At 66.3% G+C, this 25655-nt stretch carries 32 protein-coding genes; 21 read left to right on the forward strand and 11 right to left on the reverse strand.

Going from position 1 to position 25655, the window contains the following annotated elements; translation table 11 throughout:
* Positions 1-110: 110 nt before the first annotated feature.
* Together AB2M62_RS17635 and hemE are read right to left on the reverse strand one after the other, a co-directional pair.
* Positions 111-563, reverse strand: coding sequence for a CopD family protein (locus AB2M62_RS17635; protein ID WP_404335894.1), 453 nt, complete (start codon positions 561-563; stop codon positions 111-113).
* Positions 560-1594, reverse strand: a complete 1035-nt coding sequence (gene hemE / locus AB2M62_RS17640; RefSeq protein WP_404335896.1) for a uroporphyrinogen decarboxylase — start codon at positions 1592-1594, stop codon at positions 560-562. Before hemE ends, AB2M62_RS17635 begins: the two co-directional genes overlap by 4 nt.
* A 393-nt stretch (positions 1595-1987) precedes the next feature.
* Here hemE and AB2M62_RS17645 point away from each other — a divergent pair, with 393 nt between their 5' ends.
* The 12 genes from AB2M62_RS17645 (at position 1988) to AB2M62_RS17700 (ending at position 9003) form a co-directional block, all read left to right on the forward strand.
* Positions 1988-2809, forward strand: a complete 822-nt coding sequence (locus AB2M62_RS17645; protein WP_404335897.1) for a pyruvate, water dikinase regulatory protein — start codon at positions 1988-1990, stop codon at positions 2807-2809.
* Between the two features lie 38 nt (positions 2810-2847).
* Positions 2848-3402 carry a Maf family protein gene (locus tag AB2M62_RS17650; protein ID WP_404340013.1) on the forward strand — a complete coding sequence of 185 codons (555 nt, stop codon included), beginning with the start codon at positions 2848-2850 and terminating at the stop codon, positions 3400-3402.
* A complete protein-coding gene (locus AB2M62_RS17655; protein ID WP_404335899.1) occupies positions 3399-4208 on the forward strand; it encodes a shikimate dehydrogenase family protein in 810 nt (269 codons plus the stop codon). Before AB2M62_RS17650 ends, AB2M62_RS17655 begins: the two co-directional genes overlap by 4 nt.
* A complete protein-coding gene (gene coaE, locus AB2M62_RS17660; RefSeq protein WP_404335901.1) occupies positions 4205-4798 on the forward strand; it encodes a dephospho-CoA kinase in 594 nt (197 codons plus the stop codon). The genes AB2M62_RS17655 and coaE overlap by 4 nt, the downstream gene beginning before the upstream one ends.
* A 6-nt stretch (positions 4799-4804) precedes the next feature.
* Complete coding sequence (gene dnaQ / locus AB2M62_RS17665; RefSeq protein WP_404335903.1) at positions 4805-5488, forward strand: DNA polymerase III subunit epsilon; 684 nt, start codon at positions 4805-4807, stop codon at positions 5486-5488.
* A gap of 57 nt (positions 5489-5545) precedes the next feature.
* Positions 5546-6136 carry a ribosome hibernation-promoting factor, HPF/YfiA family gene (gene hpf, locus AB2M62_RS17670; RefSeq protein WP_404335905.1) on the forward strand — a complete coding sequence of 197 codons (591 nt, stop codon included), beginning with the start codon at positions 5546-5548 and terminating at the stop codon, positions 6134-6136.
* A gap of 239 nt (positions 6137-6375) precedes the next feature.
* A complete protein-coding gene (locus AB2M62_RS17675) occupies positions 6376-6843 on the forward strand; it encodes a PTS sugar transporter subunit IIA (protein WP_404335907.1) in 468 nt (155 codons plus the stop codon).
* On the forward strand, positions 6830-7312 hold the full coding sequence (locus tag AB2M62_RS17680; protein WP_404335909.1) for a PaaI family thioesterase: 483 nt from the start codon (positions 6830-6832) through the stop codon (positions 7310-7312). The genes AB2M62_RS17675 and AB2M62_RS17680 overlap by 14 nt, the downstream gene beginning before the upstream one ends.
* On the forward strand, positions 7309-7650 hold the full coding sequence (locus tag AB2M62_RS17685) for a DUF1491 family protein (RefSeq protein WP_404335911.1): 342 nt from the start codon (positions 7309-7311) through the stop codon (positions 7648-7650). The genes AB2M62_RS17680 and AB2M62_RS17685 overlap by 4 nt, the downstream gene beginning before the upstream one ends.
* A 157-nt stretch (positions 7651-7807) precedes the next feature.
* A complete protein-coding gene (locus AB2M62_RS17690; protein WP_404335913.1) occupies positions 7808-8131 on the forward strand; it encodes a hypothetical protein in 324 nt (107 codons plus the stop codon).
* Between the two features lie 49 nt (positions 8132-8180).
* On the forward strand, positions 8181-8456 hold the full coding sequence (locus AB2M62_RS17695) for a cell wall hydrolase (protein WP_404335915.1): 276 nt from the start codon (positions 8181-8183) through the stop codon (positions 8454-8456).
* A gap of 49 nt (positions 8457-8505) precedes the next feature.
* A complete protein-coding gene (locus AB2M62_RS17700) occupies positions 8506-9003 on the forward strand; it encodes an MmcB family DNA repair protein (protein WP_404335917.1) in 498 nt (165 codons plus the stop codon).
* A gap of 19 nt (positions 9004-9022) precedes the next feature.
* On the opposite strand, the gene AB2M62_RS17705 is transcribed toward AB2M62_RS17700, so the two are convergent.
* Positions 9023-9634 carry an ankyrin repeat domain-containing protein gene (locus AB2M62_RS17705; protein WP_404335919.1) on the reverse strand — a complete coding sequence of 204 codons (612 nt, stop codon included), beginning with the start codon at positions 9632-9634 and terminating at the stop codon, positions 9023-9025.
* A 68-nt stretch (positions 9635-9702) separates the two neighbouring features.
* Here AB2M62_RS17705 and AB2M62_RS17710 point away from each other — a divergent pair, with 68 nt between their 5' ends.
* From AB2M62_RS17710 to AB2M62_RS17720, 3 genes are read left to right on the forward strand one after another with little or no spacing between them, the layout of a single operon-like run.
* Positions 9703-10296 (forward strand): SCO family protein, encoded by a 594-nt coding sequence (locus tag AB2M62_RS17710; protein WP_404335921.1) that lies wholly within the window; start codon positions 9703-9705, stop codon positions 10294-10296.
* Positions 10293-10727, forward strand: coding sequence for a YcgN family cysteine cluster protein (locus AB2M62_RS17715; RefSeq protein ID WP_404335923.1), 435 nt, complete (start codon positions 10293-10295; stop codon positions 10725-10727). The genes AB2M62_RS17710 and AB2M62_RS17715 overlap by 4 nt, the downstream gene beginning before the upstream one ends.
* Complete coding sequence (locus AB2M62_RS17720; protein WP_404335925.1) at positions 10724-11392, forward strand: M48 family metallopeptidase; 669 nt, start codon at positions 10724-10726, stop codon at positions 11390-11392. The genes AB2M62_RS17715 and AB2M62_RS17720 overlap by 4 nt, the downstream gene beginning before the upstream one ends.
* Positions 11393-11398: 6 nt before the next feature.
* On the opposite strand, the gene AB2M62_RS17725 is transcribed toward AB2M62_RS17720, so the two are convergent.
* Genes AB2M62_RS17725 through AB2M62_RS17740 form a run of 4 tightly spaced genes read right to left on the reverse strand, consistent with a single transcriptional unit; the run spans position 11399 to position 15090 of the window.
* Positions 11399-13543, reverse strand: a complete 2145-nt coding sequence (locus tag AB2M62_RS17725; protein ID WP_404335927.1) for a transglycosylase domain-containing protein — start codon at positions 13541-13543, stop codon at positions 11399-11401.
* Positions 13544-13583: 40 nt separating this feature from the next.
* Complete coding sequence (gene msrB / locus AB2M62_RS17730) at positions 13584-14018, reverse strand: peptide-methionine (R)-S-oxide reductase MsrB (protein WP_404335929.1); 435 nt, start codon at positions 14016-14018, stop codon at positions 13584-13586.
* Positions 14019-14051: 33 nt separating this feature from the next.
* Positions 14052-14540: a sterol desaturase family protein gene (locus AB2M62_RS17735; protein ID WP_404335931.1), complete on the reverse strand. Its 489-nt coding sequence runs from the start codon at positions 14538-14540 to the stop codon at positions 14052-14054.
* A 25-nt stretch (positions 14541-14565) separates the two neighbouring features.
* On the reverse strand, positions 14566-15090 hold the full coding sequence (locus AB2M62_RS17740) for a hypothetical protein (RefSeq protein ID WP_404335933.1): 525 nt from the start codon (positions 15088-15090) through the stop codon (positions 14566-14568).
* Between AB2M62_RS17740 and AB2M62_RS17745 the strand changes: the two genes are divergently transcribed.
* From AB2M62_RS17745 to AB2M62_RS17765, 5 genes are all read left to right on the forward strand, one after another.
* Positions 15077-15412 (forward strand): hypothetical protein, encoded by a 336-nt coding sequence (locus AB2M62_RS17745; protein WP_404335935.1) that lies wholly within the window; start codon positions 15077-15079, stop codon positions 15410-15412. The two genes, AB2M62_RS17740 and AB2M62_RS17745, sit on opposite strands and share 14 nt — an antisense overlap.
* 132 nt (positions 15413-15544) lie before the next feature.
* On the forward strand, positions 15545-16744 hold the full coding sequence (gene sucC, locus AB2M62_RS17750) for an ADP-forming succinate--CoA ligase subunit beta (RefSeq protein ID WP_404335937.1): 1200 nt from the start codon (positions 15545-15547) through the stop codon (positions 16742-16744).
* On the forward strand, positions 16741-17202 hold the full coding sequence (locus AB2M62_RS17755) for a GFA family protein (RefSeq protein WP_404335939.1): 462 nt from the start codon (positions 16741-16743) through the stop codon (positions 17200-17202). The genes sucC and AB2M62_RS17755 overlap by 4 nt, the downstream gene beginning before the upstream one ends.
* A gap of 65 nt (positions 17203-17267) precedes the next feature.
* Positions 17268-18020 (forward strand): electron transfer flavoprotein subunit beta/FixA family protein, encoded by a 753-nt coding sequence (locus AB2M62_RS17760; protein ID WP_404335941.1) that lies wholly within the window; start codon positions 17268-17270, stop codon positions 18018-18020.
* Positions 18017-18946, forward strand: coding sequence for an electron transfer flavoprotein subunit alpha/FixB family protein (locus tag AB2M62_RS17765; protein ID WP_404335943.1), 930 nt, complete (start codon positions 18017-18019; stop codon positions 18944-18946). The genes AB2M62_RS17760 and AB2M62_RS17765 overlap by 4 nt, the downstream gene beginning before the upstream one ends.
* A gap of 72 nt (positions 18947-19018) precedes the next feature.
* Here AB2M62_RS17765 and AB2M62_RS17770 read toward each other — a convergent pair whose 3' ends face one another.
* On the reverse strand, positions 19019-19984 hold the full coding sequence (locus AB2M62_RS17770; protein ID WP_404335945.1) for a DUF4424 domain-containing protein: 966 nt from the start codon (positions 19982-19984) through the stop codon (positions 19019-19021).
* Positions 19985-20034: 50 nt separating this feature from the next.
* On the reverse strand, positions 20035-21258 hold the full coding sequence (locus tag AB2M62_RS17775) for an MFS transporter (protein ID WP_404335947.1): 1224 nt from the start codon (positions 21256-21258) through the stop codon (positions 20035-20037).
* Positions 21259-21409: 151 nt separating this feature from the next.
* Here AB2M62_RS17775 and AB2M62_RS17780 point away from each other — a divergent pair, with 151 nt between their 5' ends.
* A complete protein-coding gene (locus AB2M62_RS17780) occupies positions 21410-22606 on the forward strand; it encodes an MFS transporter (protein WP_404335949.1) in 1197 nt (398 codons plus the stop codon).
* Here AB2M62_RS17780 and nhaA read toward each other — a convergent pair.
* Both nhaA and AB2M62_RS17790 read right to left on the reverse strand, forming a co-directional pair.
* Positions 22574-23779: a Na+/H+ antiporter NhaA gene (nhaA, locus tag AB2M62_RS17785; protein WP_404335951.1), complete on the reverse strand. Its 1206-nt coding sequence runs from the start codon at positions 23777-23779 to the stop codon at positions 22574-22576. The two genes, AB2M62_RS17780 and nhaA, sit on opposite strands and share 33 nt — an antisense overlap.
* The gene (locus AB2M62_RS17790) at positions 23776-25344 is read right to left on the reverse strand and encodes a lysine--tRNA ligase (protein ID WP_404335953.1); all 1569 of its coding nucleotides are present in this window, start codon (positions 25342-25344) and stop codon (positions 23776-23778) included. The genes nhaA and AB2M62_RS17790 overlap by 4 nt, the downstream gene beginning before the upstream one ends.
* Positions 25345-25655: the final 311 nt, after the last annotated feature.

Consider the following 25655-nt stretch of genomic DNA (forward strand, 5'->3'; position numbering starts at 1 on the left):
TTCCGGGAAAACGCCTCATTATCGCAACTATATTATATAATAATATCGTTTTATTGCGTGTTGCCCGACAGCATACGCGGTGTGGCACAAAGCCAAGGCTGCAGGACAGCCTAAAAGGGCTTCACCACGGCCAGCACGACAATCACGATGACGCCCAGCGCCGGCACTTCGCCGAGCAGACGGAGGTGCCGGAGCGAAATCCCGCCAAGCCCCCGCGCGAGCTTCTTCGAATAGCCCACCGCCCAGCCATGATAGCCATTCAGCGCGACCACGAAGAGCAGCTTGGCATGGAGCCAGCCCAAGCCCGGTTGTCCATCAAACAGCCCGAGATTCACGGCAAGCGCCAGCCCGAGCAGCCAGACAATCACGATCGACGGCGTAAGGATCATCCGGCGGAGCAGCGCCTCGCGCGTTTCCCAGGCGGCCGCTTCGGGCTTGCCGAGCGCGCCCTGGTGATGGACGAGATAGCGCGGGAGGAGAAACAATCCCGCCATCCAGAAGATCACGAAGACGATGTGGAACGCCTTCACCCAGAGATAGGCATTGCCGAGGAATCCCGTCACGCTCTCCCTCCCCTGACGCGCGCCAGCAGCTGCTCGACATGCGCGATCGGCGTATCCGGCAGGATGCCATGGCCGAGATTGAAGATATGCGGGCGCTCGGCAAGCGCGGCAAGGATCCGATCGATCGCAGCATCGAGCTCGGCGCCGCCGGCGATCAGCGCGAGCGGATCGAGATTGCCCTGTACCGGCAGATCCTTGGGCAACGCAGCATGTGCCCAGGCCGGATCGACGGTTTCATCGAGCCCGAGCGCGTCGACCCCGGTTTCGCGCGCGTAGGCGGCGAGTTTGCCGCCCGCCCCCTTGGGGAAGCCGATGATCGGCGCCTTGCCCTTCAATGCCGCGACGATCCGCGCATTGGGCGCGATAACCCAGCGTTCGAACTGGGCGGGGCTGAGGCTGCCAGCCCAGCTGTCGAACAGCTGCACCGCTTCCACGCCGGCATCGACCTGGCCGAGCAGATAGGTGATGGTCTGCTCGACAATTGCATCGACCAGCGCCTGCATCAGCGCGGGGTCGCGATAGGCGAGCCGCCGCGCCTCGGCCTGCTCACGGCTGCCCTGCCCGGCGATCATGTACGTCGCGACCGTCCAGGGACTGCCGGCAAAGCCCAGGAAGGTGGTGCGGGGCGGCAGGAGCGGTGCCACGCGCCGGATGGTCCCGTAGATCGGTTCGAGCACGCCAGCGTTGTTCTGGAGGCTTTCCAGAACCTCGCGCGCTTGAACCGTGGGTGCCAGCCGCGGACCTTCACCGGCCTCGAACCACAGCTTCTGGCCGAGCGCCATCGGCACGACGAGGATGTCGGAGAACAGGATCGCGCCGTCCATGCCGAAGCGCCTGATCGGCTGGAGCGTGATCTCGGCCGCGGCATCGCTGTCCATCGCCAGCGCAAGGAACCCGCCCTTCTCCTCGCGCAGCGCACGATATTCGGGGAGATAGCGCCCGGCCTGGCGCATCAGCCAGATCGGCGCGACTGGCTGGCGATGCCCTTGCAGCGTGGCGAGCAGGGGCTTGGGCGAAGGATCGGATTGCATCGCGCTCCTCTGCACGCTCGGCGCGGAGTCAGTCCAGCGGCTTCTCGGGCGGAGACGGAGCCACAGCAGCCGTGCCGGAGCCGATCTGGCCAAACCCCAATACTATAAAGAAGAGAATCTAAGGGTTGTTAGAGTTTGTTGGCGCGTGGAAGCCGTGGGTTGTGGAATCGCGCCGGGCTTACCCACAGATTGACTCAGGCGTACCCGCCAAAGCCCCGGGATTCGGAGTCAACTTCCCCGCTTTCCACAGGCTGTGGATCGGGATCGGGACCCGTGGATGCGGTTGTGGATGAAGGTCGCGCCGAGTCCCCAACTCTGGCACGCTTGGCCGCTGCGCATGGTTGCGCTAGCGGTCGTCCTGCATGTTTTCCACAGAGTCACCCACGGGCTGAAATGCGGCTCCATCTTCACCTTCTCTCGGACTCCACCGGCGAGACGCTGGAGAATATCGCCAAGGCCGCATTGGCGCAGTTCGACGATGTCGAGACGCTGCGCCATTTCTGGCCAATGGTGCGCAGCGAGGCGCATCTCGAGCGGATTCTGCAGGAGATCGCGCAGAATCCCGGCCTGGTGATCTTCACCCTGGTCAACAGCGACATTCGCAGGACGCTGGAGACGCGATGCCGGGCGATGGGGCTGCCGGCGATCGCGCCGCTTGATTCGGTAAGTCACGCGCTGTCCAACCTCCTCGGCCAGGAAGCCAAGGCGCGGCCCGGGCGCCAGCACACGCTGGACGCCGCCTATTTCGCGCGCGTCGACGCGATCCAGTTCACCATGGCGCATGACGACGGGATCGGCGCCGAGGACTGGGAGGAATGCGACATCCTGCTCGCGGGGGTGTCGCGATCGTCGAAGACGCCGACGTCGATCTATCTCGCCAATCGCGGCTACAAGACTGCCAACATCCCGATCGTGGTCGAATCGCCGCCGCCGCCCGAACTGTTCGGGCTCAAGCATCCGCTGGTGGTGGGGCTGACGACCAGCGCCGACCGGCTGGTGGCGATCCGCCGCAACCGGTTGCTCTCGCTCAACCAGAGCCCCGAGACCTCCTATGTCGACCAGAATTCGGTCCAGCGCGAAATTGCCTATGCGCGGCGGATGTTCGCGGACAATGGCTGGCCGGTAATCGATGTGACGCGGCGCTCGATCGAGGAGACTGCCGCGGCGATTATCCAATTGTGTAACGAGCGCACCCTGCGCGCGCGGGATTCATGAAGCTCGTCCTCGCCTCGCAAAGCGCGTCGCGCCGGGCGATGCTCGATGCCGCGGGGGTGCCGCACGAAGCCGTGACCGCGCAGGTGGACGAGGCTTCGGCGAAGGACTCGCTGCTCGCCAGCGGGATTTCGGCGCGCGACCTTTCCGATGCGCTCGCCGAGCTCAAGGCGTGCAAGGTTTCCGGCCTCGTGCCGGGCGCGCTGGTGCTCGGCGGCGACTCAGTGGTTGCGCTCGACGACGGGTCGCTGCTCGACAAGCCCGAGAGCCGCGAACAGGCGGCCGATCATCTGCGACGACTGTCGGGGCGGACGCACGTCATCTATAGTGCCGCGGTGATCGCCGAGAACGGTCATCCGGTCTGGCGACATGTCGATCGCGCGCGGCTGTTCGTCCGGCCGCTCTCCGAAGCCTTTATCGAAGACTATCTCGCTGTCGAATGGCCGGCGATTGCAGGCTGTGTCGGCTGTTTCCGGATCGAGGGGCCGGGGGTGCAACTGTTCAGCCGAGTCGAGGGCAGCCAGTTCACAATTCTCGGGATGCCGCTGCTGCCGATCCTCGACTATCTGCGCGTGCGGGGAGTTTTGACGTCATGACGCCATATGCCGAAGTGATCGGCGATCCGATCGCGCAGAGCAAATCGCCGCTGATCCATGGCTTCTGGCTCGATGCGCTCGATATTGCCGCCGAGTATCGCCGCGAGCATGTGCCGCCCGAGGACCTCGCTGGCTATTTCGAGGCGCGGCGCGATGATCCGGCCTGGCGTGGCTGCAACATCACGCTGCCGCACAAACAGGCAGCGCTGGAATTCGTCGAAGATCGCGGCGGCGTGCGCCAGTCGATCGGGGCGATCAACACCGTAATCCGCGCCGAGGACGGCGCGCTGATCGGCACCAACACCGATGCCGGCGGCTTTTATGCGCCGATCGCGGGGCTCGAGCTCGAAGGCGCGCATGCCATCGTGATCGGTGCCGGCGGCGCGGCGCGCGCGGTGCTGTTCGCGCTGTCGAAGGTCGGGATCGGCCGCGTGACGATCCTCAACCGCAATGTCTTGAAGGCCGCGGCGCTGCTCGGCCATTTCGGGATCAAGGGCGATGCGGTGCCGCTCGGCGCGCCGCTGCCGCCCGCGGCGTTGCTGGTCAATGCCAGCGCACTCGGGATGGTGGGTCATCCCCCGCTTGACCTCGACCTGTCGCCACTGCCCGAGGATGCGGTGGTCTACGACGCGGTCTACGCGCCGCTCGAGACCGATTTGCTCGCACAGGCGCGCGATCGCGCGCTCGACACCGTCGACGGGCTCGACATGCTTGTCGGCCAGGCGGCACTTGCGTTCGAGCTGTTCTTTGACGCCGAACCCCCGCGCGACCGCGACGACGAACTGCGCGCGCTGCTGGTAAAATGATCGTGCTCGGCCTTACTGGGTCGATCGGCATGGGCAAGTCGACGGTGGCGCAGATGTTCGCCGAGGAAGGCATTGCCGTGTTCGACGCCGATGCGGAGGTCCATCGCCTGCAGGGCCCCGAGGGACCGATCGTCGGCGCGATCGAGGCGGCGTTTCCCGGCACCACCGGGCCGCAGGGCGTCGACCGCGCCGAATTGCGCGCGCGGGTCTTCGATCACCCCGAGGAATTCGCCCGGCTGGAGGCGATCGTGCATCCGGCTGTTGCCGGCGCGCGCGAATCCTTCCTTGCTCGCCATCGGGACGATGCGCTGGTCGTGCTCGACATCCCGCTGTTATTCGAGACTGGCGGCACGGTGCGAGTCGATCAGGTCGTCGTCGTCTCCGCCCCGCCCGAGATCCAGCGCGAACGCGTGCTCGCCCGTCCGACGATGAGTCCCGAGCGATTCGAGGCGATCCTCGCTCGCCAGATCCCCGACGCTGACAAGCGGGCGCGCGCCGACCATGTCATCACGACCGACGGCCCGATCGAGGCGACGCGTGCCCAGGTGCGTGCGCTGATCGCTTGCCTCGCGCGGCGCGCGGGAGGATAAGGCGGCATGCGCGAAATCGTGTTCGACACCGAAACCACCGGTCTCAGCTTTCCAGGCGGCGACCGGCTGGTCGAGATCGGCTGTATCGAACTGGTCAATCGCGTGCCGACCGGCCGCCATCTCCATCGCTACGTCAATCCCGAGCGCGACATGCCGGCCGAGGCCGAACGCGTCCACGGGCTGAGCGCGCGCTTCCTCTCGGACAAGCCGCTGTTCGCCGACGTGGTCGAGGATATCATCGAGTTTCTCGGCGACTGTCCGCTGGTCGCGCACAATGCCGGGTTCGACTTCGCTTTCCTGAACGGCGAGCTCACCCGCTGCGGGCGCCCGGTGATCCATCACGGCCGGATGGTCGACACGTTGGCGATCGCCCGCGTCAAGCATCCTGGCGCCAAGCACACGCTCGATGCGCTGTGCAGCCGCTATGGCATCGATCTCAGCGCGCGCACGCTGCACGGCGCGCTGCTCGATGCGCAATTACTCGCCCAGGTCTATGTCGAGCTGACCGGCGGGCGTCAGATCACGCTGGGGCTCGCGGTCGATGCGCCGGTGATGCGCGAGACCCCGGCGGAGTTGCCGAACCGGGTCCATGTCCGGCCGGCACGACAATTCCTTGCGTCGGCGGCGGAACTTGAACGCCACGCAGCGTTTGTTTCGGGGTTGGAGGATCCGCTCTGGGCCGCTGCCTGACGCGATCGCTGCCCGCAACGGGGCGGATTCTCGTTTTTGAATAGCGGAGGTTTTGTCATGGATATCCGAGTCTCTGGCCATCAGGTCGAAACCGGCGCAGCGCTCAAGACACTGGTCAACGAACGGCTCCAGGGTATCGCGGACAAATATTTCTCGCGCGCCATCTCGTCGCACATCACCTTCGGCAAGGGCCCGCACGACAACGGCTTCACCTGCGACATTGTGATGCACGTGATGCAGGGCCTGATCCTCAAGGCAACCAACAAGGGCATGGAAGCGCCTGGGGCGTTCGACGGTGCCGCAGACCGCATCGACAAGCAGCTCCGCCGTTACACCCGCCGGCTCAAGGATCGCCAGGCCGGCGCGGTCAGCGCGCTCGCCGAGAACGGCGCTTATGACAATGCCGGCTATACGCTGTTCGAAGAACCCTCGCCCGACGAGGAAGAGCCCGCCGAGGCCCCGCTGATCATCGCCGAGACGCGAGTCGATGTGCCCGAGGCGACTGTGTCCGACGCCGTGATGATGCTCGACCTGCGCCACACCAACGCGCTGCTGTTCCGCAACACCGCGACCGGCGCGCACAACATGGTCTATCGCCGCGGCGACGGGACGATCGGCTGGGTCGAGCCCAACCGGGCTTCGGCGTAAAATCTATCCGACCTCGCCAGCGGGGAGGTGTCCGGCGCAGCCTGGCGGAGGGAGAGGAAGCACTGACTGCAGTGAGTTCCTCCCCCACCATAGCCTTCCGCGCCGCCTCCCCCTGGCGGGGGAGGATCTGGCGCGCAGCTTGTGACGAAATGTAAACCCCTTGCAGGTGCCGTTGCGCCGCGCAGATGCGCGGCGTAGAGGGGCGCGACCCGATGCGGGGGGCCGTATCTGGATTGACGATGACTGAATTGAGCGATTTCATCGCGCCCGAGGCCGTGCTCGCGGATCTTGGCGCCGCCAACAAGAAGACGTTGTTCCAGCAGCTGGGCGCGGCCGCTGCGCGCGCCTATGATCTGGACGCGCGCCAGGTTGCCGAGCGCCTCGCCGAACGCGAGAAACTCGGCTCGACCGGCTTTGGCGGCGGCATCGCGATCCCCCATGGCAAGATCGAGGGTCTGCGCCGCGTTTCGGGGGTGTTCGCGCGGCTGGCCCAGCCGGTGGATTTCGGCGCGCTCGATGAACTGCCGGTCGATCTCGTCTTCATGCTCATTTCACCTGCCGGTGCCGGCGCCGACCATCTCAAGGCGCTTGCCTGCGTTTCGCGCCGGCTGCGCGACCGCAATTTCGCCGCCAAGCTTCGCGGCGCGGGTTCGCCCGACGCGCTGTTTGCGCTGCTCGCGGGCGTCGAGACACGTGACGCTGCCTGACTCGGCGCCTGAGACCGCTGCCCCGCGCGGCGCCGAAGCGCATTTCCGCGCGCTCGAATCGCTCTATGCCGCGGCGCCGATCAACCGGTTGTTCGAATCGGCTCTCGAGATTCCTGAGAGCGGCGTCGCGAGGATCCGGTTCGACGTCGATCGCCGCTTCTTTCACGCCGGCGGCGCGGTGCATGGTACGAGCTATTTCAAGATGCTCGACGACGCAGCTTTCTATGCCGCGAACAGCCTGGTCACCGATCGCTTCCTGCTCACCACCCAGTTCAACCTGCTGTTCACCAAGCCGCTGGGCGAAGGCCTGGTGGTCGCCGAGGGGCGCTGGGTGAGCGGGCAGCGCCGGGTGTTCGTCGCCGAGGCGAGGCTTGTCGACGCGAGCGGGGAGGAAGTCGCGCGCGGCACCGGCACCTTCATGCGCTCGCGTATCCCGCTCGCCTCGCTTCCCGGATATCGCTCCGAATGATGGCAAGGCTAACCAGCGCGATGCTGGTGAGTGCGCTGGTGCGCCGCGCCGACCAGCAAGGCGGCTCGGCGATGGTGCTCGCCAAGGGCGATGCGACGGCCGGTGGCATCCTGCTGATCGGCTACGAACGGGCTGCAAATCCAAGGTTTCTCGAACGCGGTATCGGGCCCGACGGCGTGCCTGCTCTGGTCCCTTCGGGGCCAGCCGCGCTTGCTGACGAACTGGCGGTAAGCGATTATTGGGAGCGGCGGCGCGCGCGCGATCCCGATCTTTGGGTCGTCGAACTGGATATCGCAGCGGTTGAACGCTTCGCCGCTGAAACGATGAACCTTTGTTGACAGACCGCGTACGCGCGGGCCAAGGGCGGTCCACTGTCCATTAGCGTTGTGCCGTTCGGGGTGTGAAGTCGAGCGGTTACGCAGTCGGGGGAAAGTCCGGGGGCTAATCCACATGTGGATCGCCTGCCGCGCGCCAACCGCACAGCATTGAAGCATAATGAAGTTTCTGCCACGCGCCGCCACTTTCGCGGCTGTGACTTTCTGCGCTGGCGCACTTGCGAATGCCGCCACGCTCGACATGACTCCGGAACCGCAGCAGGTCATCCAGGCAGTCAACGTCTCGGAACTCGATACGGTTCCTGCGCTGCACGGTGCAGCCGCTCAGACGACTCCCGCCAAGGCCGGTGAAGTCGTCCAGCCGCTCCCGGACGCGGCGCTCCAGGAAGACGAAGATTTTGCGACGCTCTCTGCGGCCGTGGCTGCGCAGGAAGCGGCGCCCGACCGCAACGAGGAACTCAACTGCCTCGCGACCGGAATCTGATTACGAATCCAAGGGTGAGCCGCTCGCCGGCCAGCTGGCCGTCGCACAGGTGCTGATCAATCGCACCAAGTCGGGCCGCTTCCCCAAGTCGGTCTGCTCGGTGCTTACCCAGCGTGGGCAGTTCTCGTTCGTGCGCGGCGGCAAGATCCCGAGCGCACCGGCCAATGCGCAGTGGCGCAAGGCGCTGGCGATCGCCCAGGTCGCGCAGAAGGATCTGTGGGACGGCCCCGCCGACGAAGCGCTCTATTTCCACGCGCGCTATGTCAAGGCCGGCTGGAATCGCCCGCAGGTCGCCTCGATCGGCAACCACATCTTCTATCGCTGAGATGCGGCGGGGACTTTCCCCCGTTCGCTTAATGTTCTAATAGCCGGGGATGACCTCCCCGGCTGTCTTGCCTTCCGACACCTCCCCTGACGAAGCCGCACTCGTCGCCGGCGATGTGGTGCGCGGCGTCTCGCGGATGCTGCTGCGCCATGATTGCGTGGCGCTTCCCGAAGTGCCGCTCGAAGGCGGGCGCCGCGCCGACCTGATGGCGCTCGATGCGCGCGGCAACATCGTCATCGTCGAGATCAAGGTGTCGCGCGCCGATCTGCTCGGCGATGCCAAGTGGAACGACTATCTTGCGCATTGCGATCGCTTCTTCTGGGCGGTGCCGGCCGGGTTCGACGTACGCCCACTCGAGCAGCCGGGCTTCCTGCCCGAGCGCGCCGGGATCATCGTCGCCGATCGCTACGACGCCGCGGTGCTGCGCGAAGCCGCAACGGTGCCGCTCGCCAGCGCGACGCGGCGCAAATGCACGCTGGCCTTTGCGCGCCGCGCCGCAAGGCGACTGATCCATCTGCTCGACCCGGAGGCCGAGCAGCTATTTTGACGCTTCCTGGGACGCGGAATTAGAGCTTGGGGCCCATCATCCCGCCGGTCTTTGCCCCGCCCTTGGGCGCAGCGTCGACCAGCTTGGCGATCGCCGGGAAGCGGGTCTCGCGCTTGGCATAGTCGCGCGCGGTGAGGCCGCCCTGGTAATCGGCCTTGTCGGGGTTGGCGCCGGCATCGATCAGCTGGCGGACGAGCTGCTCGCTATGGCCGAGCACTGCGCGGATCAGCGGCGTCTCGCCGGCATTGTTGGCGAGGTTCACATTGGCGCCCTTGGCCAGTAGCTTGGAGACGCCCTCGCTCCAGTTCGAATCGACTGCGACGATCAGCGGGGTGTTGCCGGCGCGGTCCTGCAGGTTGGGATTGACGTCGGGCTGGGCGAGGAAGACGCCGAGATAGGTGCCGTTGCGCTGCTTGGCGACGATGTGGAGCGCGCCTTCGCCGGTGGTGCGGTCCTTGGTGTTGACGATCCGCAGCGACTTGTCGCTCAGATACTTGTTGACCTTGCTCCCGTCGGCCTTGCGGACGCCTTCGAGGAATTCATAGCTGTCGGAAAATTGCTGCGCGGCGGCCGGGACGGCAGCGAGTACCAGCGCTGCGGCTGCGGCCACACGGAAAGCACGAAACACCATGACTGGAACAACCCTTATTGGACCCGTTCTTGCACGAGGCCGTCTAACAGATCATGGCATATAGTGCCATGAACAGGATATTTCCCGCGCTTTTCCTCGCCCTCGGGCTTTCGCTGGGTCTCGCCGCCTGCGGCGGCGGGGCAACCGGACAGCCGCCGCTCGCCGGCGCGCGGATCGGAGGGCCCTTCACCCTGACCGACCAGGACGGCCGGCAGGTCCGCGACGGTGATTTCGCCGGGCGCTACCGCATCGTCTATTTCGGCTACACCTTCTGCCCCGATGTCTGCCCCACCGACATGCAGAAGATCGGCCAGGCGCTGCATCTGCTCGACAAGCAGGCGCCGCGCACCGCTGCCAAGCTCGCGCCTATTTTCATCACCGTCGATCCCGAGCGCGACACGCCCGCGGCGATCAAGCAGTTCGTCAACGCCTTCCACCCGAAGATCATCGGGCTGACCGGTGCGCCGGCGACAATCGCGCAGGTCGAAAAGGCCTATGCGGTCTATGCCAAGAAGCAGCCGCCGGGCCCGGGTGGCGGATACATGGTAGATCACGTCGCGATTGCCTATCTTATGGGTCCCGAGGGTCAGCCGATCACGACGCTGCCGCTCGAGAAGGACGGCGCGGCAATCGCGGCCGAAATCCAGCGCTGGGTGCGATGAGCGAACAATTCTGGGAAGACACGCCACTGGCCAAGCTCGACCGCGCGCAATGGGAAGCGTTGTGCGACGGCTGCGGCAAATGCTGCATCCACAAGCTGGAGGACGAGGAGACCGGCGAGCTGCTGGCGACCAATGTCGCGTGCCGTCTGCTCGATCGGCGGATGGGCCGGTGCAGCGACTACAAGCATCGCCACGCTTATGTGAGCGAGTGCGTAAGGCTCAACGTCAATAATGTCGCCGGGATCGAATGGCTGCCCTCGACCTGCGCCTATCGGCTGCGCGCCGAGGGTGAGCAACTGCCGGGCTGGCACTATCTGGTGTGCGGGGACCCCGAGGCGGTGCACGAGGCAGGCGAATCGACGCGCGGCTGGACGATCAGCGAGGATGACGCCGGCGATTTCGAGCATCACCTGGTCGACCGCAAGCTGTGAGCACGGCAATCGAAGTCGTCCGCAATGCGCGATCGCGCAGCGCGCGGCTCTCGGTCGATCCGCGCAACGGCCGCATCAAGCTGACCATCCCTGCCCGCGCCTCCGCCGCCAAGGCGCTCGCCTGGGCCGAGGGCCAGCGCGGCTGGATCGAGGCGCAGCGCGCCAAGCTGCCCGAGCCGCGGCCGTTCGCGCCGGGATCGCGCATTCCGTTCGGCGATGGCGAGATCGAGATCGTCTGGTCGGGCCCGCAGGCGCGAGCGCCCAAGCTGGAGGGTGACAGGCTGGTGTGCGGCGGGCCGCGCATCGGCCTGGAACGCCGCGTCGAGCGCTGGCTGCGTGCCGCCGCGCTCTCGCTGCTCAGCGAGGAAACCGCCGAATATGCCGCGCGTGCCGGGGTGACGGTGACCGGTGTCTCGGTGGGCGATCCGCGTGGGCGCTGGGGAAGCTGCGCGGCGTCCGGCAATATCCGCTATAGCTGGCGGCTGATCCTCGCGCCGAGCCATGTCCGCCGCGCCACCGTCGCGCATGAAGTCGCGCACCGGGTGCACATGAACCATTCGCCGGTTTTCCACCGGCTGGTCGAGACGCTCTACGAAGCAGATCCGACTCCGGCCCGCGACTGGCTACGTCGCCATGGCGCTGGGCTGCACTGGGTAGGGCGCTAAACCGACCTACTGCCCGGTATCGCGCGGCGGGAAGCGGTCGGCTGGTGCCGGCTGGCGGCTATTGTCCCGCGGCGGTGCCCTTTCGGGCTGCTGCTGCGGATTGGCTGGGGTCCGGCCGCCGGTCATCCGGTCGATCCAGTCCTGGTCGAGCCGCTCGTCGTCCTGCGGCGGCTGCGCCGGCTGGGATTGCTGGGTGCCGTCGCTGCGCGGCTGCTGGTCCTCGGGCAGCGGATTGCCGTCCTGATCGACGAACATGCCGTTGTCGGGCTGGGCGTAATAGGCATTGTCCTCGGGCTCGAGCTGCCATTCGGGCAGCGTCACCTGGGTCTCGAACTGCTCGACCGGGCGGTTCGCCACTGCCTTGCCCATGAATGCCGAGAAGGCGCGCGCCGGCGCGGTGCCGCCCTGGAGGCCAGGGACGACCTTGGCATCGTCGCGGCCCATCCACACGCCGGTGGTCAGGCCGCTCGAGAAGCCGACGAACCACCCGTCCTTGTTCGACGTCGTGGTGCCGGTCTTGCCCGCCACGGGCCGGCCGATCTGCGCGGCGCGGCCGGTGCCGGTGGCGACTGCGGTCTGGAGCAAGTCGGTCATCGCCGCCGCGACATAGGGCGCGACCAGGACGTGGCTGGTATCGACTTCGTGCTGGTAGATCACCGCGCCGTTCGCAGTCACCCGGGTGATGCCATAGGGCGTTACCGCGACGCCCTTCTGGCTCACCGAGGCGAAGGCGCGAGTCATGTCGATCAGCCGAACGTTCGAGGTGCCGAGCACCATCGCCGGCTGGGTGTTGATCGGAGTCGAGATGCCGAAGCGCTTGGCCATGTCGGCGACGGTGCCGAAGCCGACCTCCTGGCCGAGCTTCGCGGCAATCGTGTTGATCGAATAGGCGAAGGCGGTGCGCAGCGTGATCTGGCCTGAATTGCGTCCCGAGCTGTTGCGCGGGCTCCAGCCGTTGATCGTCACCGGCTCGTCGACCACCATGTCGTCGGGCTTGTGGCCCGCTTCGAGCGCGGCAAGATAGACGAACAGCTTGAACGCCGATCCTGGCTGGCGGACGGCCTGGGTCGAGCGATTGTAGATCGACGACACATAATCCTTGCCGCCGACCATCGCGCGTACTGCGCCGTCGCGGTCGAGGCTGACCAGCGCGCCCTGGGCATCGCCGGGCGCATTGCGGCGGATCGCCTCGTCGGCGGCGCGCTGCATTCCGAGGTCGAGCGTGGTCCATACTTCGAGCGGGGCATCGGTCTCGTCGATCAGCACTTCGAGCTGGGGCAGCGCCCAATCGGTGAAATAACGGACGCTGTTCTGCTTGGGCTCGGGCGCCAGGCTGACGCTGCGCGGATCGGTGGCGCGCGCTTCGGCCGCGGTGATCTTGCCGGTCTCGGCCATTACGTCGAGCACGACGCTGGCGCGTTCGACTGCGGCCTCGGCATCGGCAGTGGGCGAATAGTGCGAGGGTGCCTTGACCAGGCCGGCGATCACCGCGGCCTCGGCCAGCGTCAGGCTGGTCGCGGGATGGCCGAAGAACTTCCGGCTGGCGGCGTCGATTCCGTAGGCGCCGCCGCCGAAATAGACCTTGTTGAGATACAGTTCGAGGATCTGCTGCTTGTCGAACTTGCGCTCGAGCGCAAGCGCGATGACGGCTTCGCGCGCCTTGCGGCCGACATCGTATTTGTTCGACAGGAAGATCGTGCGCGCGACCTGCTGGGTGATTGTCGAGGCGCCCTGGAGGCGGCGGCCATTGCCGCGATTGACCAGCGCGAAGCGCGCGGCGCGGGCGAGGCCCTGCGGGTCGACGCCCCAATGGCTCTCGAATCGGCGATCCTCGACCGCGATGATCGCGTCGCGCATCACCTTGGGGATCTGATCATATTTGATCCACTCGCCATAGCTCGGCCCGAGCGACACCAACACGGTGCCGTCGGCGGCATGGACGCGGATCATCTGCCCGTTGGGCGAGGACTTCAGCTCGTCATAGCTCGGCAGCGACGATTTGGTGGAGTAGACCGCGATCGCCAGCGCGATGCAGGCGATCACGCCGACTGCGAAGCCGCTGATCAGCGTCCACAGGCCGATGCGTTTCCAGGCGGAGCCGCGGCGCCACCAGGGCGCGCCACGCGATGCGGACGGTTTCTTCGAAGCCATTGGCGGATGGACTAAGCGCTATTCCCGCGGCTCACAAGGATCAGGAGCCGTTCGCCTCGCCGTTAGCGATTCCGCCGTTGCTGCTGCGTGAACGGAAATCGAGACCGACCGAGTTCACGCAGTAGCGAAGCCCTGTAGGCGGCGGACCGTCGGCGAAGACATGGCCGAGATGGCCGTCGCACCGCGCGCACCGCACTTCGACGCGGCGCATGCCATGGCTGACGTCGGCATGCTCGCTCACCCGATCGGCCGCGATCGGTCGGGTGAAGCTCGGCCAGCCCGATCCCGAATCGAATTTGTCCGCGCTGTCGAACAGCGCCAGCTTGCACGCGGCGCAGGCATAGATGCCTTCTGCCTTGTTATCAGTGTAGCGGCCCGAAAAGGCGCGTTCGGTCCCAGCTTCGCGTAGCACATGATATTGTTCGGGGGTGAGTCGCTTGCGCCACTCGGATTCGGGGAGATCGAGATGCTCCATGGCGCCAATTTTTGTGCCGCCAAGCGCCCCGCGTCAATCCGGCTTCACCTTGATCCGGGTTAGCTTCAGCCGCCGTTTGAGCACGTCGGCGGGGGGCGCCCACAGGAAGCCGAAGCTCACCGTGCCGTGCTTCAATTCGACGGCGTGGTGCAGCCGGTGCGCCTGGACGATGCGCTTCATGTAGCGCGAGCGCGGGACATAACGGTGCGCCAGCCGCTTGTGGACGATGACGTCGTGGAAGCCGAAATAGATCGCGCCATAGGCGGCGATTCCTGCGCCGATCCAGGCAAAGCCCGGCCACCAGCCGAGCTGGACGCCGCCGAGCAGCAGCACGAACGACGGTACCGCGAAGATCGCCGCATAGAGATCGTTGAGCTCGAATGCGCCGGTGCGCGGCCGGTGATGGCTCTCGTGAAGAAACCAGCCGGGCCCGTGCATCACCCAGCGATGCGCGGCATAGGCGAAAGCCTCCATTCCCGCGAGGGTGGCAAGAAAGATCACGGTGCCGAGCCAGGGGTTCATGGCCGAATAGATAGGCGCGCGGAGGCTAGAATGCGAACGGCGTGCCGTCGCACGCCGCGCGCGTCAGCCGATAGGCGGCGAAAGGCTTTTCGCTCCCATCGGGCTTGCGTTCGATGATCGTCCAGCGCCAGCCATCGCCCTCGGGCGCGATGCGATTGGCGTAGAGCGCGTCGGGATAGGCATAATCGACCAGGATCGCGCCGTCCTTGACCTCGCCCTTTCCCGCCGCGCTGTAGCCCGCGCCGAAACTGTCCATCCACCAGCCGCTGAGCCGGGTCGCGTCATGGTCGCCGATCACGATCGCGGCGTCATAGGGGTCCTTGGGATCGAGCCCGTGCGATTCGAGCAGCAGATAGCGCCCGCCGAGCCGCCACACCGCGCGCACCTGCGTCGCCACGGTCTTGCCCATCACCGCGCCCGGCGCGCTCCAGCAGCCGGCGAGTCGCTCGAGCGCGGCATGGGCGGGGCTGGGATCGGGGGCAAGGAGCAGCGCGGCGGCGATTGCGGGAAGCATGGCCAGCGGATAGCGGGCAGCGATGACCAAAGCCACCTCGTTCGCCCCAATCTTGTTCGCCCCAATCTTCGCCGTCGCCGCCTCGTTGCTGTTGGCGGGCTGCGCAGTGCCCGAGGCGCGGCTGCGCTCGGGATTGATCCGCGCCGGACTTCCCAAGCCGCTTTCCGCCTGCATGGCCGAACGGATGGTCGATCGGCTCTCGCTGCGGCAACTGATGCGTATCGGCGATCTTCCTTATGCCGGCGGTGCCGAATCGGTGGAACAGTTCCTGCACCGCGTCCGTTCGCTCGGCGATCCCGTGATAATTGCGGTGACTTCGAGCTCGGCCGCGCTCTGCGCCACCGGGCTGGGGCAATGACCATACCGCGAATACGAAGCTTTATTGCAACAGCGTCGCAATTGCATTTATGCCGAAAAGATTTGGCTTCCCGCGCCGGGCGTGCTTAAGGCACCCGCAAACCCGATCCAGCAAGATGAGGGCGTGCCTCCGATGAACATCCACGAATACCAGGCCAAGGAACTGCTCGCCAAATTCGGCGTGCCCGTCCCCGCCGGCTTTGCTGCCCTCAGCGTCGACGAGGCTGTCGCAGCGTCGCAGAAGCTTCCCGGACCGCTCTACGTCGTCAAGGCGCAGATCCATGCCGGCGGCCGCGGCAAGGGCAAGTTCAAGGAACTCGGTCCTGACGCCAAGGGGGGTGTCCGCCTCGCCAAGACCGAAGACGAGGTTCACGCCGCAGCGGCCGACATGCTCGGCAACACGCTGGTGACGATCCAGACCGGCGACGCCGGCAAGCAGGTCAATCGCCTGTACGTGACCGACGGCGTCGACATCGCCAAGGAATTCTACCTCGCGCTGCTGGTCAACCGCGCCACCGGCCGCATCTCGATGGTCGCCTCGACCGAGGGCGGCATGGACATCGAGACCGTCGCGCACGACACGCCCGAGAAGATCCATTCGATCGACATCGATCCGGCAACCGGATTCATGGCGCATCACGGCCGCTCGGTCGCTGCCGCGCTCGAGCTGACCGGCGACCTTGCCAAGCAGGCCGCCAACGTTGCCTCCAAGCTGTACGACGCGTTCCTTGGCACCGATGCCGAGCAGATCGAGATTAACCCGCTGGCCGTCACCGAAGACGGCAAGCTGACCGTCCTTGACGCCAAGGTCGCCTTCGACGGCAATGCGATGTTCCGCCACAAGGATCTCGCCGAGCTGCGCGACGAGACCGAAGAGGATCCGATGGAGCTCGAGGCGTCGAAGTACGACCTCGCCTATATCAAGCTCGACGGCGATATTGGCTGCATGGTCAACGGCGCCGGCCTCGCGATGGCGACGATGGACATCATCAAGCTCAACGGCATGTTCCCGGCCAACTTCCTCGACGTCGGCGGCGGCGCTTCGAAGGAGAAGGTCACCGCGGCGTTCAAGATCATCCTGAGCGATCCCGCGGTGAAGGGCATCCTCGTCAACATCTTTGGCGGGATCATGCGCTGCGACATCATCGCCGAGGGCATTGTCGCCGCGGCGAAGGAAGTGAACCTCTCGGTCCCGCTGGTCGTCCGCCTCGAGGGCACCAACGTGGCGCAGGGCAAGGAAATCCTCGCCAATTCGGGCCTCGCCATCGTTCCGGCGAACGACCTGGGCGACGCGGCGAAGAAGATCGTCGCGGAGGTCCAGAAGGCGGCGTGATTCAGGCATCCGATAGCGCGGAAGGGGGCTGCCGTTGTGGGCGGGTCCGCTTCCGCGTGGTCGGGCCGCCGCTGTTCACCGCCGCATGCCATTGCCGCGGCTGCCAGCGGATGACCGGCAGCGCCTTTTCGGTCAGCGGCGGCTATCCCGTCGAGAAGTTCGCACTGATCGCCGGTGACACCGTGATCGGCGGGCTGCATGGCGCGACCCGCCATCATTTCTGCAGCCATTGCATGAGCTGGCTGTTCACGCGGCCCGAGGGCATTGACGCCTTCGTCAATGTGCGGACAACACTGCTCGACGTGCCGCCGGGCGAACCGCCCTTCCTCGAGACCTGTACCGCCGAGTTGCTGCCCTGGGCGCAAACCGGCGCCACGCACAGCTTCGAGTCCTATCCGCCTCCCGATGCGTTCGGTCCGCTCGTCGCGGAATTCACCGCGCGTCGTACCGGCGGTTGACGTTTGCGTAAACGTAATCCAGTGCGAGACTCACTCTCGCCACCAGAATGCGAAGGAAGGATGCGATGAAGGTCTTGGTACCGGTCAAGCGCGTGCTTGATTACAATGTGAAGCCTCGCGTGAAGGCTGACGGAACGGGGGTCGACCTCGCCAACGTCAAGATGAGCATGAATCCGTTCGACGAGATCGCCATCGAAGAGGCGGTGCGCTTGAAGGAAAAGGGCGCGGCCACCGAGGTGGTCGTCGTCACGATCGGCGTGGCCAAGGCCGAGACCGACGTGCTGCTCACCGCGCGTGCTATGGGCGCCGATCGCGCGATCCTGATCCAGACCGACGACGAGGTCGAGCCGCTGGCCGTCGCCAAGCTGCTCGCCAAGGTCGCGCAAGAGGAACAGCCCGGACTGGTCATCCTCGGCAAGCAGGCGATCGACGACGATTCGAACCAGACCGGCCAGATGCTCGCCGCCCTGCTCGGCTGGCCCCAGGGCACCTTCGCCTCGAAGGTCGAAGTCGAAGGCGAGCGGGTCAAGGTCATCCGCGAAGTCGATGGCGGGCTCGAGACCGTCGATCTCAAGCTGCCGGCGATCGTCACCACCGATCTGCGCCTCAACGAGCCGCGCTACGCCACGCTGCCCAACATCATGAAGGCCAAGTCCAAGCCGGTCGCGAAGAAGACCGTCGCCGAGTACGGCGTCGACGTCGCGCCGCGGCTGAAGACGCTGAAGGTGGTCGAGCCGGCCAAGCGCTCGGCCGGCATCAAGGTGGGCTCGGTCGACGAGCTGGTCGAGAAGCTCAAGGGTCTGGGAGTAGCGAAATGAAGACGCTGGTCTGGGTCGAACACGACAACAAGCACGTCAAGGACGCGACGCTCGCCGCGGTCACTGCCGGCGCCGCGCTCGGCGAGGTCCATCTCCTCGTCGCGGGCTCCGGCGCCGCCGGGGTGGCCGAGGAAGCCGCGCAGATCGCCGGCGTCGGCAAGGTCCATCTCGCCGATGACGCCGCCTACGAACATGGCCTGGCGGAGAATGTCGCGCCGCTGGTCGTCGGCCTGATGGCCGATCACGACGCGGTGATCTTCCCGGCGACGACGACGGGCAAGAACATCGCGCCGCGCGTCGCCGCGCTGCTCGATGTGATGCAGATTTCGGACATCCTCTCGGTGGAAGGTCCCGACACGTTCACGCGGCCGATCTATGCCGGTAACGCGATCGCGACGGTGCAGACCAGCGACAAGAAGCTGGTGATCACCGTGCGCGGCACTGCCTTCGCCAAGGCCGCGACCAGCGGCGGCGCGGGAACGGTCGAGGCCGTTTCGGGCGAAGGCGACAAGGGCCTCTCGACCTTTGCCGGCGCCGAGATCGCCGAATTGACGCGCCCCGAGCTGACTGCCGCCAAGGTGATCGTCTCGGGCGGCCGCGCACTGCAGAACAGCGAGAACTTCCACGAGCTGATCGAGCCGCTCGCCGATAAGCTCGGTGCAGCAGTCGGCGCCAGCCGCGCCGCGGTCGATGCCGGCTATGTCCCCAACGACTATCAGGTCGGCCAGACCGGCAAGATCGTCGCACCGGAAGTCTATGTCGCCGTCGGCATCTCGGGCGCGATCCAGCACCTCGCCGGCATGAAGGACTCGAAGACGATCATCGCGATCAACAAGGACGAGGACGCCCCGATCTTCCAGGTCGCGGACATCGGTCTGGTCGGCGATCTGTTCAAGATCGTGCCGGAGCTGACCGAGAAGCTCTGAACCCGAAGCGGCAACGAAGGGACGCTCCGCCAGGGGCGTCCCTTCTTGTTCGGGCCCTCGGCAAGCGCCCGCTCAACCCCGCGGCTTGACGATCAATATGTCGAGATCCCGATCCGGGCGCCAATCCTTGTGGCGGACCTCGAACTGGTTCGGCGAGATCTTCCGAACGCCCTCGGCGCAGAAGCTGACCAGATTGTCCTTCGCGCCCTTGTCGATCACCAGGCGAAAGTCGCCGATCGGTGCGCGCCAATTGGCGCCGGTCAGCAGGACATAGCCGATCCGCTCTTCGGGCACTGCGGCATAGGCCTCGCCCGCGGCCTTGGCGAGCCGGTCGATCCCCGCGAGGAACCCGGCATCGGCGCAATAGCGCGCGGCATAGGCCTTACCCTCGGCGCTGTGGCGGAACTCGGGCATGGCGAGGATCGTCCCGACGCTGCCGCCCGTCCCGGGGACGTAGCGATGCTCGACGACGAGGTCGCGGCCGGCCGGGAAGACCTGGTCCCAGTGATAGGTTTCCTTGACCGTCCATTGCGGGACCAGCGCGCCGGCGCTTCCGTCGCCGCCATCCTCCGCCGCAACCAGGCCGGCGGCGAGCAGCCGGGCGCGATCGGGCTTGCCCAGCGCGTCGAGCTGCGCATCCATGTCCCCGGCAAGCGCAATGCCCAGCGTGGTGAGCAGCGCGCTATGATCCCTGCCCTTGCGCATCGCCTTGCGCTCGAGCGCCATCTTCACCGGCTTGCCGTCGACCTGCGTGACGAAGTCGTGCGGATAGGCGACGTCGCCATATTCGCGCTCGGCGAGATCGTCCTCGGGCATCGGGAAGGCGACGGTCGCGTGCACGTCGTTCGGCGTGCGATTGCGGAAGACATAGCGCACCCGTACCAGCTCGGCGGAGACGAACAGGTCTTCGGAGACCATGTCGATCGCATCGCTGCGCGTGAGGACGAGCCCGCCCGCCGCCTTCTCGGCGGTGCTGTCGTTCGCGACCGCGGCTCCGGCGAGGATCGATGCGGCAAGAGCGGCGGCGATCTTCTTCATGTTATTCCCCTTTGCGCGCTGCTTAGGGAGTTGCCGGTCTGCGATCCACTTCAGTCTCCGCCCATCGGCCGCGGCGGGGTGACCTCGGGGAGCGGCAGCGGCGGCACCGTCGCCAGCCTTGCCGCGATCGCCAGCGCGATCAGCGTCAGCACGCCGCAATAGAGCGCGACGCCGGGCCAGCCCCAGCCGGTCCAGGCGACGCCGCCCGCCGAGCCAAGCACGCTCGATCCGAGATAATAGAAAAACAGATAGAAGGCTGCCGCCTGTCCCCGGCTCGCCCGCGCCCGCCGGCCGACCCAGCTCGAGGCGATCGAATGCGCGCCGAAGAAGCCGATGGTGACGATGCCGATTCCGGCGACGACCAGCGCGAGCGACATCGACGCTGTGAGCGCGGTGCCGATCAGCAGCATCGCGGTGGGGACCCAGAAGATCAGCCGACGCCCGCGCTTCTCTGCAAGGCCGCCGAACCAGGTCGAGCTCGCCGACCCGAGCAGATAGAGCAGGAAGATCGCGCCGATCGCCGCGTGGCTCAGCGAAAAGGGCGGCGCGATCAGCCGGAAGCCGACATAATTATAGATGGTGACGAACACGCCCATCAGCAGGAACGCCTCGGCATAGAGCAGAGGCATTGCGCGGTCCTTGAGCAGGTCGCGCGCCGCAATAAGCACCGCGGCCGGGTGAACCGGCTGCGCGACGAAGCGGCGCGAGCGCGGCGCCAGGCGGCGGAACGCCTCGGCCATGACCAGCCCGACGCCGACCAGCGCCCAGCGCCAGTCGAGCAGCTCGGTGAGCATGCTCACGCCGAGCCGCCCGGCCATCCCGCCGATTCCGCTGCCGGCGATGTAGAGCCCCATCGCCGGTCCTACCGACTTGGACTCGATCTCCTCGCTGACATAGGCCATCGCCACCGCGGGCATGCCGGCAAGCGCGAGACCGGTGAGCAGTCTTAGCCCGAGCAGCGCGCTCCAGCCCGGTGCGAGGCCGGTGAGCATCGTCAGCAATCCTGCCAAGAACATCGCCGCGACCATCAGCGGCCGCCGCCCGACTCGGTCGGAGAGCAGCCCGGCAAAGACGATCGCGATCGCCAGTGGCCCGGTGGCCAGCGAGATTGCCAGGCTCGATTGCTCGGCGCTGAGCCCGAAGCTGCGCGCGAACAGCGGCAGCAGCGGCTGGACCGAATAAAGCAGCGAAAAAGTGGAGAATCCGGCGAACAGCATCGCCAGCGTCAGTCTCTTATAGCCGCCGCTGCCGCGCGTGTGTCCGGTGCCCATCATGATGCAACGCGCTCTAACGGCGGGGGCCGCATAACTGGTGTGCAAATCGCGCCGTGCGGCCTCGATTTTGGATGCGACGGTTGCGTGGACTGCAATTAAGTCTGCGCCGCTCCGGGTTGACGCTGCAGTGCAGCATCGCCACTTGGCGTCCATGCCCGAAGCCCCTGCAAGCCGCCATCCCGCACTGGTTCATTTCGCGCTGGCCATGGGAGGTTTCGCGATCGGCACCACCGAATTCGCGACGATGAGCCTGCTCCCCTATTTCGCCAAGGGCCTGGGCGTCGACGAGCCCAGCGCGGGCCATGTCATCAGCGTCTATGCGCTCGGCGTCGTCGTCGGCGCGCCGTTGCTCGCCGTCGCCGCCGCCAAACTTTCGCGCCGCACCCTGCTGATCGCGCTGATGGCGAGCTTCGCCCTGTTCAACGGACTCAGCGCCTTGGCACCGACCTATGGCTGGATGCTCGTCTTCCGGTTCCTCTCCGGGCTGCCGCACGGCGCCTATTTCGGCATCGCCGCGCTGGTCGCCGCCTCGCTGGTCCCCGACAACAAGCGTTCGCAAGCGGTTGGGCGGGTGATGCTCGGACTCACCATCGCCACGGTGATCGGCGTGCCGCTCGCCAATTGGATGGGCCAGGCGATCGGCTGGCGCTGGGGCTTCGGCGTCGTCGCGCTGCTGGCGATGCTCACCATGGCGTTGGTCTATTGGCTCGCCCCCGCCGACGAGGCGCCCAAAGGCGCCAGCCCGATGCGCGAGCTCGGCGCGCTTGCCAACAGCCAAGTCTGGCTGACTCTCGGCATCGGCGCGATCGGCTTTGGCGGGATGTTCTGCGTCTACACCTATGTCGCCTCGACTCTGCTCGAAGTCACCAAGGTGCCCGCCGGCATGATCCCGATCGCGCTGGCGGTGTTCGGCGCGGGAATGACGATCGGCAACATCGTCGTGCCCAAATTCGCCGATCGCGCGCTGATGCCCACGGCCGCGGTGCTGCTGGTATGGAGTGCCGGCGCGCTGTTGCTCTATCCGCTAGCTGCGCCGAATTTCTGGACGATCTGCCTCGATATCTTCGCGATCGGCATCGGCGGGTCGCTCGGCGCGGTGCTCCAGACCCGCCTGATGGACGTGGCCGGCGAGGCCCAAGCGCTGGCGGCAGCGCTCAACCATTCGGCGTTCAACACCGCGAATGCGCTCGGCCCCTGGCTCGGCGGGCTCGCGATCGCCGCGGGCTATGGCTGGACCGCTACCGGCTGGGTCGGCGCATTGCTCGCGCTGGGCGGGTTGGCGATCTGGGGCTGGGCGTTCCTGGCCGACCGCGGCTCAATCCGCCGAGTCGCTGCCGCGGCCGAGTGACGGCGCGGTCCGGAGTACGGCATAGCCGGCGATCGCCGAGAGGATCGATCCGGCAAGCACGCCGATCTTGACCTCGTCGATCAGGTCGGGCCGTCCGGGAAAGGCCAACCCGCCGATGAACAGGCTCATCGTAAAGCCGATCCCGGTGAGCAGCGCCAAACCGTAGATCTGCCGCCAGGTCGCGCCGGTGGGCGCCGAGGCGATGCGGGTGCGCGCGGCGATCCAGATGCTGGCGAAGATGCCGGCCTGCTTGCCGAGGAACAGCGCCAGCGCGATGCCGAGCGGCAGCGGCGCGAGCAGCACCGCAGGAGTGAAGCCGCCCAGCGCCACGCCGGCATTGACGAACCCGAACAGCGGCACGATTCCGAAGGAAACCCATCCACTGAGGCCATGTTCGAGCCGGTGGAGCGGCGACTTGCTGTGGTCTGCCGCGATCGGGATCAGCATCGCGGTAACTACTCCCGCCACCGTCGCATGGACGCCTGAGAGGAAGACAAGATACCACAGCAGCGCGCCCAGCAGCAGATACGGCCCTAGACGTGCCACGCCGCAGCGGTTGAGCGCCGCCATCGCCGCCGCAACGATTCCCGCGCCCACAAGCGCGAGCAGGTCGATATGCGCGGTATAGGCCAGCGCGATCACCGCAACTGCGCCAAGATCGTCGACGATCGCGACGGTGGTCAGCAGCAGCTTGAGCGAGGGCGGCACTCGACTTCCCAGCAGCGCGAGAACGCCCAGCGCGAAGGCGATGTCCGTCGCCGCCGGGATCGCCCAGCCGGATCGGACCTCGGGGTGCGACGCAGTGATCAGCAGATAGAGCAGCGCCGGCATCGCCATCCCCGCCGCCGCGGCGAGCACCGGCAGCCGCCGTCCCTGCGCCGTCGACAGCCGTCCGCCGACGAATTCGCGCTTGATCTCCAGCCCGACGAACAAAAAGAAGACCGCCATCAACGCATCGTTGATCCACAGATGCACGGTCATCGGGCCATGATGCGGGCTTAGCACGGGTCCGGTCTCGAAATGCAGCGCGCCGAAATAGGCGTGCGATAGACCCGGCACATTGGCAGCGAGCATCGCCAGCGCCGCAGCGCCGATCAGCACGATTCCCCCGGCTGCCTCGTGCGCCAGGAAATCCTGGAGCGTCGATTGCTGGCGGCGCACAGGGCGCGTCATGCCTTGGCGAGCGCCTCGGCGATCAACATCCGGGAATTGTCGATGCCATAGAGCGCGATGAAGCTGCCCATGCGCGGGCCCTGCTCCGAACCGAGCAGCGTTTCGTAGAGCGCCTTGAACCAGTCGCGCAGGTTCTCGAACCCGCCGGTCTTGCCGATCTCGTAGACGAGGTTCTGGATCTCGTCGGCCGAGGCATCGGCGGGCAGCCCCGCCAGCTCGGCGTCGAGCCGTCGCAGCGCCTCGATCTCGATACCTACAGGCGGGCGCTTCTTGAGCGTCGGTGTGACGAAATCGCGGGCATAGGCCAGCGCATAGCCGATGAGGTTGTCGAGCGCGGGATAGGTCTCGGGCGTGGCATCGGGGACGTAATTGGCGAGATAGCCCCAGACCTGCTCCTTGGTCGCCTCGCCCATCACGCCGACCAGGTTGAGCAGCAGCCCAAAGGTCACCGGCAGCGTCTCGGCGGGCGGCGGGCCGTTATGGATATGGTGCACCGGGTTACCGAGTCGCTGCGCGATCGGCTGCTCGGCATAATTGCCGCGGAACTGCCAATAATCGTCCACTGCGCGCGGGATCAGCCCGAGGTGGAGCGCCTTGGCCTTTTTGGGTTCGCGATAGATGTAGAAGGCCAGGCTCTCGTCGGGGCCATAGGTCAGCCATTGCTCTAGGCTGAGGCCGTTGCCCTTGGACTTGGAGATCTTCTCGCCCTTCTCGTCGAGGAACATCTCGTAGTTGAAGCCCTCGGGCGGCTTGCCACCGAGCACACGAGCGATCTTGGACGACTGGACCACCGAATCGATCAGGTCCTTGCCCGCCATCTCGTAATCGACGCCCAGCGCGACCCAGCGCATCGCCCAGTCGACCTTCCACTGGAGTTTGGCGCGGCCACCCAGGATCGACTGCTCGATCCGCTCACCCTCATCCTCGAAGGCGATCATGCCGGTCCCGGGATCGAGCACCTCGATCGGCACCTGGAGTACCACGCCGCTCTTGGGGCTGATCGGCAGCACCGGCGAATAGGTCGCCTGGCGCTCTTTGCGCAGCGTCGGCAGCATTACGTCCATGATGCCCTGATAATGGCGCAGCACATTCTTCAGCGCGTCGTCGAACGTGCCGTCGGCATAATAATCGGTCGACGAGACGAATTCATAGTCGAAGCCGAAGCGGTCGAGGAATTCGCGGAGAAGCGCGTTGTTGTGCGCGGCGAAGCTGTCATGCGTGCCGAACGGGTCGGGGATGCGCGTGAGGGGCTTGCCGAGATGCTGAGCGAGCATCTCCTTGTTCGGCACATTGTCGGGGACCTTGCGCAGCCCGTCCATGTCGTCGCTGAACGCGATCAGCCGTGTCGGGATGTCGCTTAGCGCCTCGAAGGCGCGGCGGACCATCGTCGTGCGCAGCACTTCGTTGAAGGTGCCGATATGGGGAAGGCCCGACGGGCCATATCCGGTCTCGAACAGCACATACCCTTTTTCGGGCGCGCCGTTCGGATAGCGCTTGAGGAGCTTGCGGGCCTCTTCATAGGGCCAGGCCTTGGATTCCAGTGCGGCGGCGCGCAGCTCGGACATTGATTTCTCTCGACTACCAGCAGGAGGGGGTGCCAGCCTCCTAGAGAGTTGAGACGACGATGCCAATGCGCGGGTGCCGGCTGGCAGCGGCCGGCGCCTCAGGCGCCGGTGGCGAAGATGAGCGTCGCCGTCAATGCGAACGATGCGACGCCCACCAGGATGCTTCGTGCCATGCTGATCCTCTCCATCTTGCGCCGGCGATCATGCGATCGGGATGACCGGGGTCGAGAGGACGACGAGTGCGACGGTGAGGAAAACGGCGCCGAGTGCGGCAACCGAGCGGTGGAGCGTGTCGAGGCGAACGGTCATTG

The sequence above is a fragment of the Sphingomonas sp. MMS12-HWE2-04 genome, from assembly GCF_044881185.1.
Lineage (GTDB): Bacteria > Pseudomonadota > Alphaproteobacteria > Sphingomonadales > Sphingomonadaceae > Sphingomonas.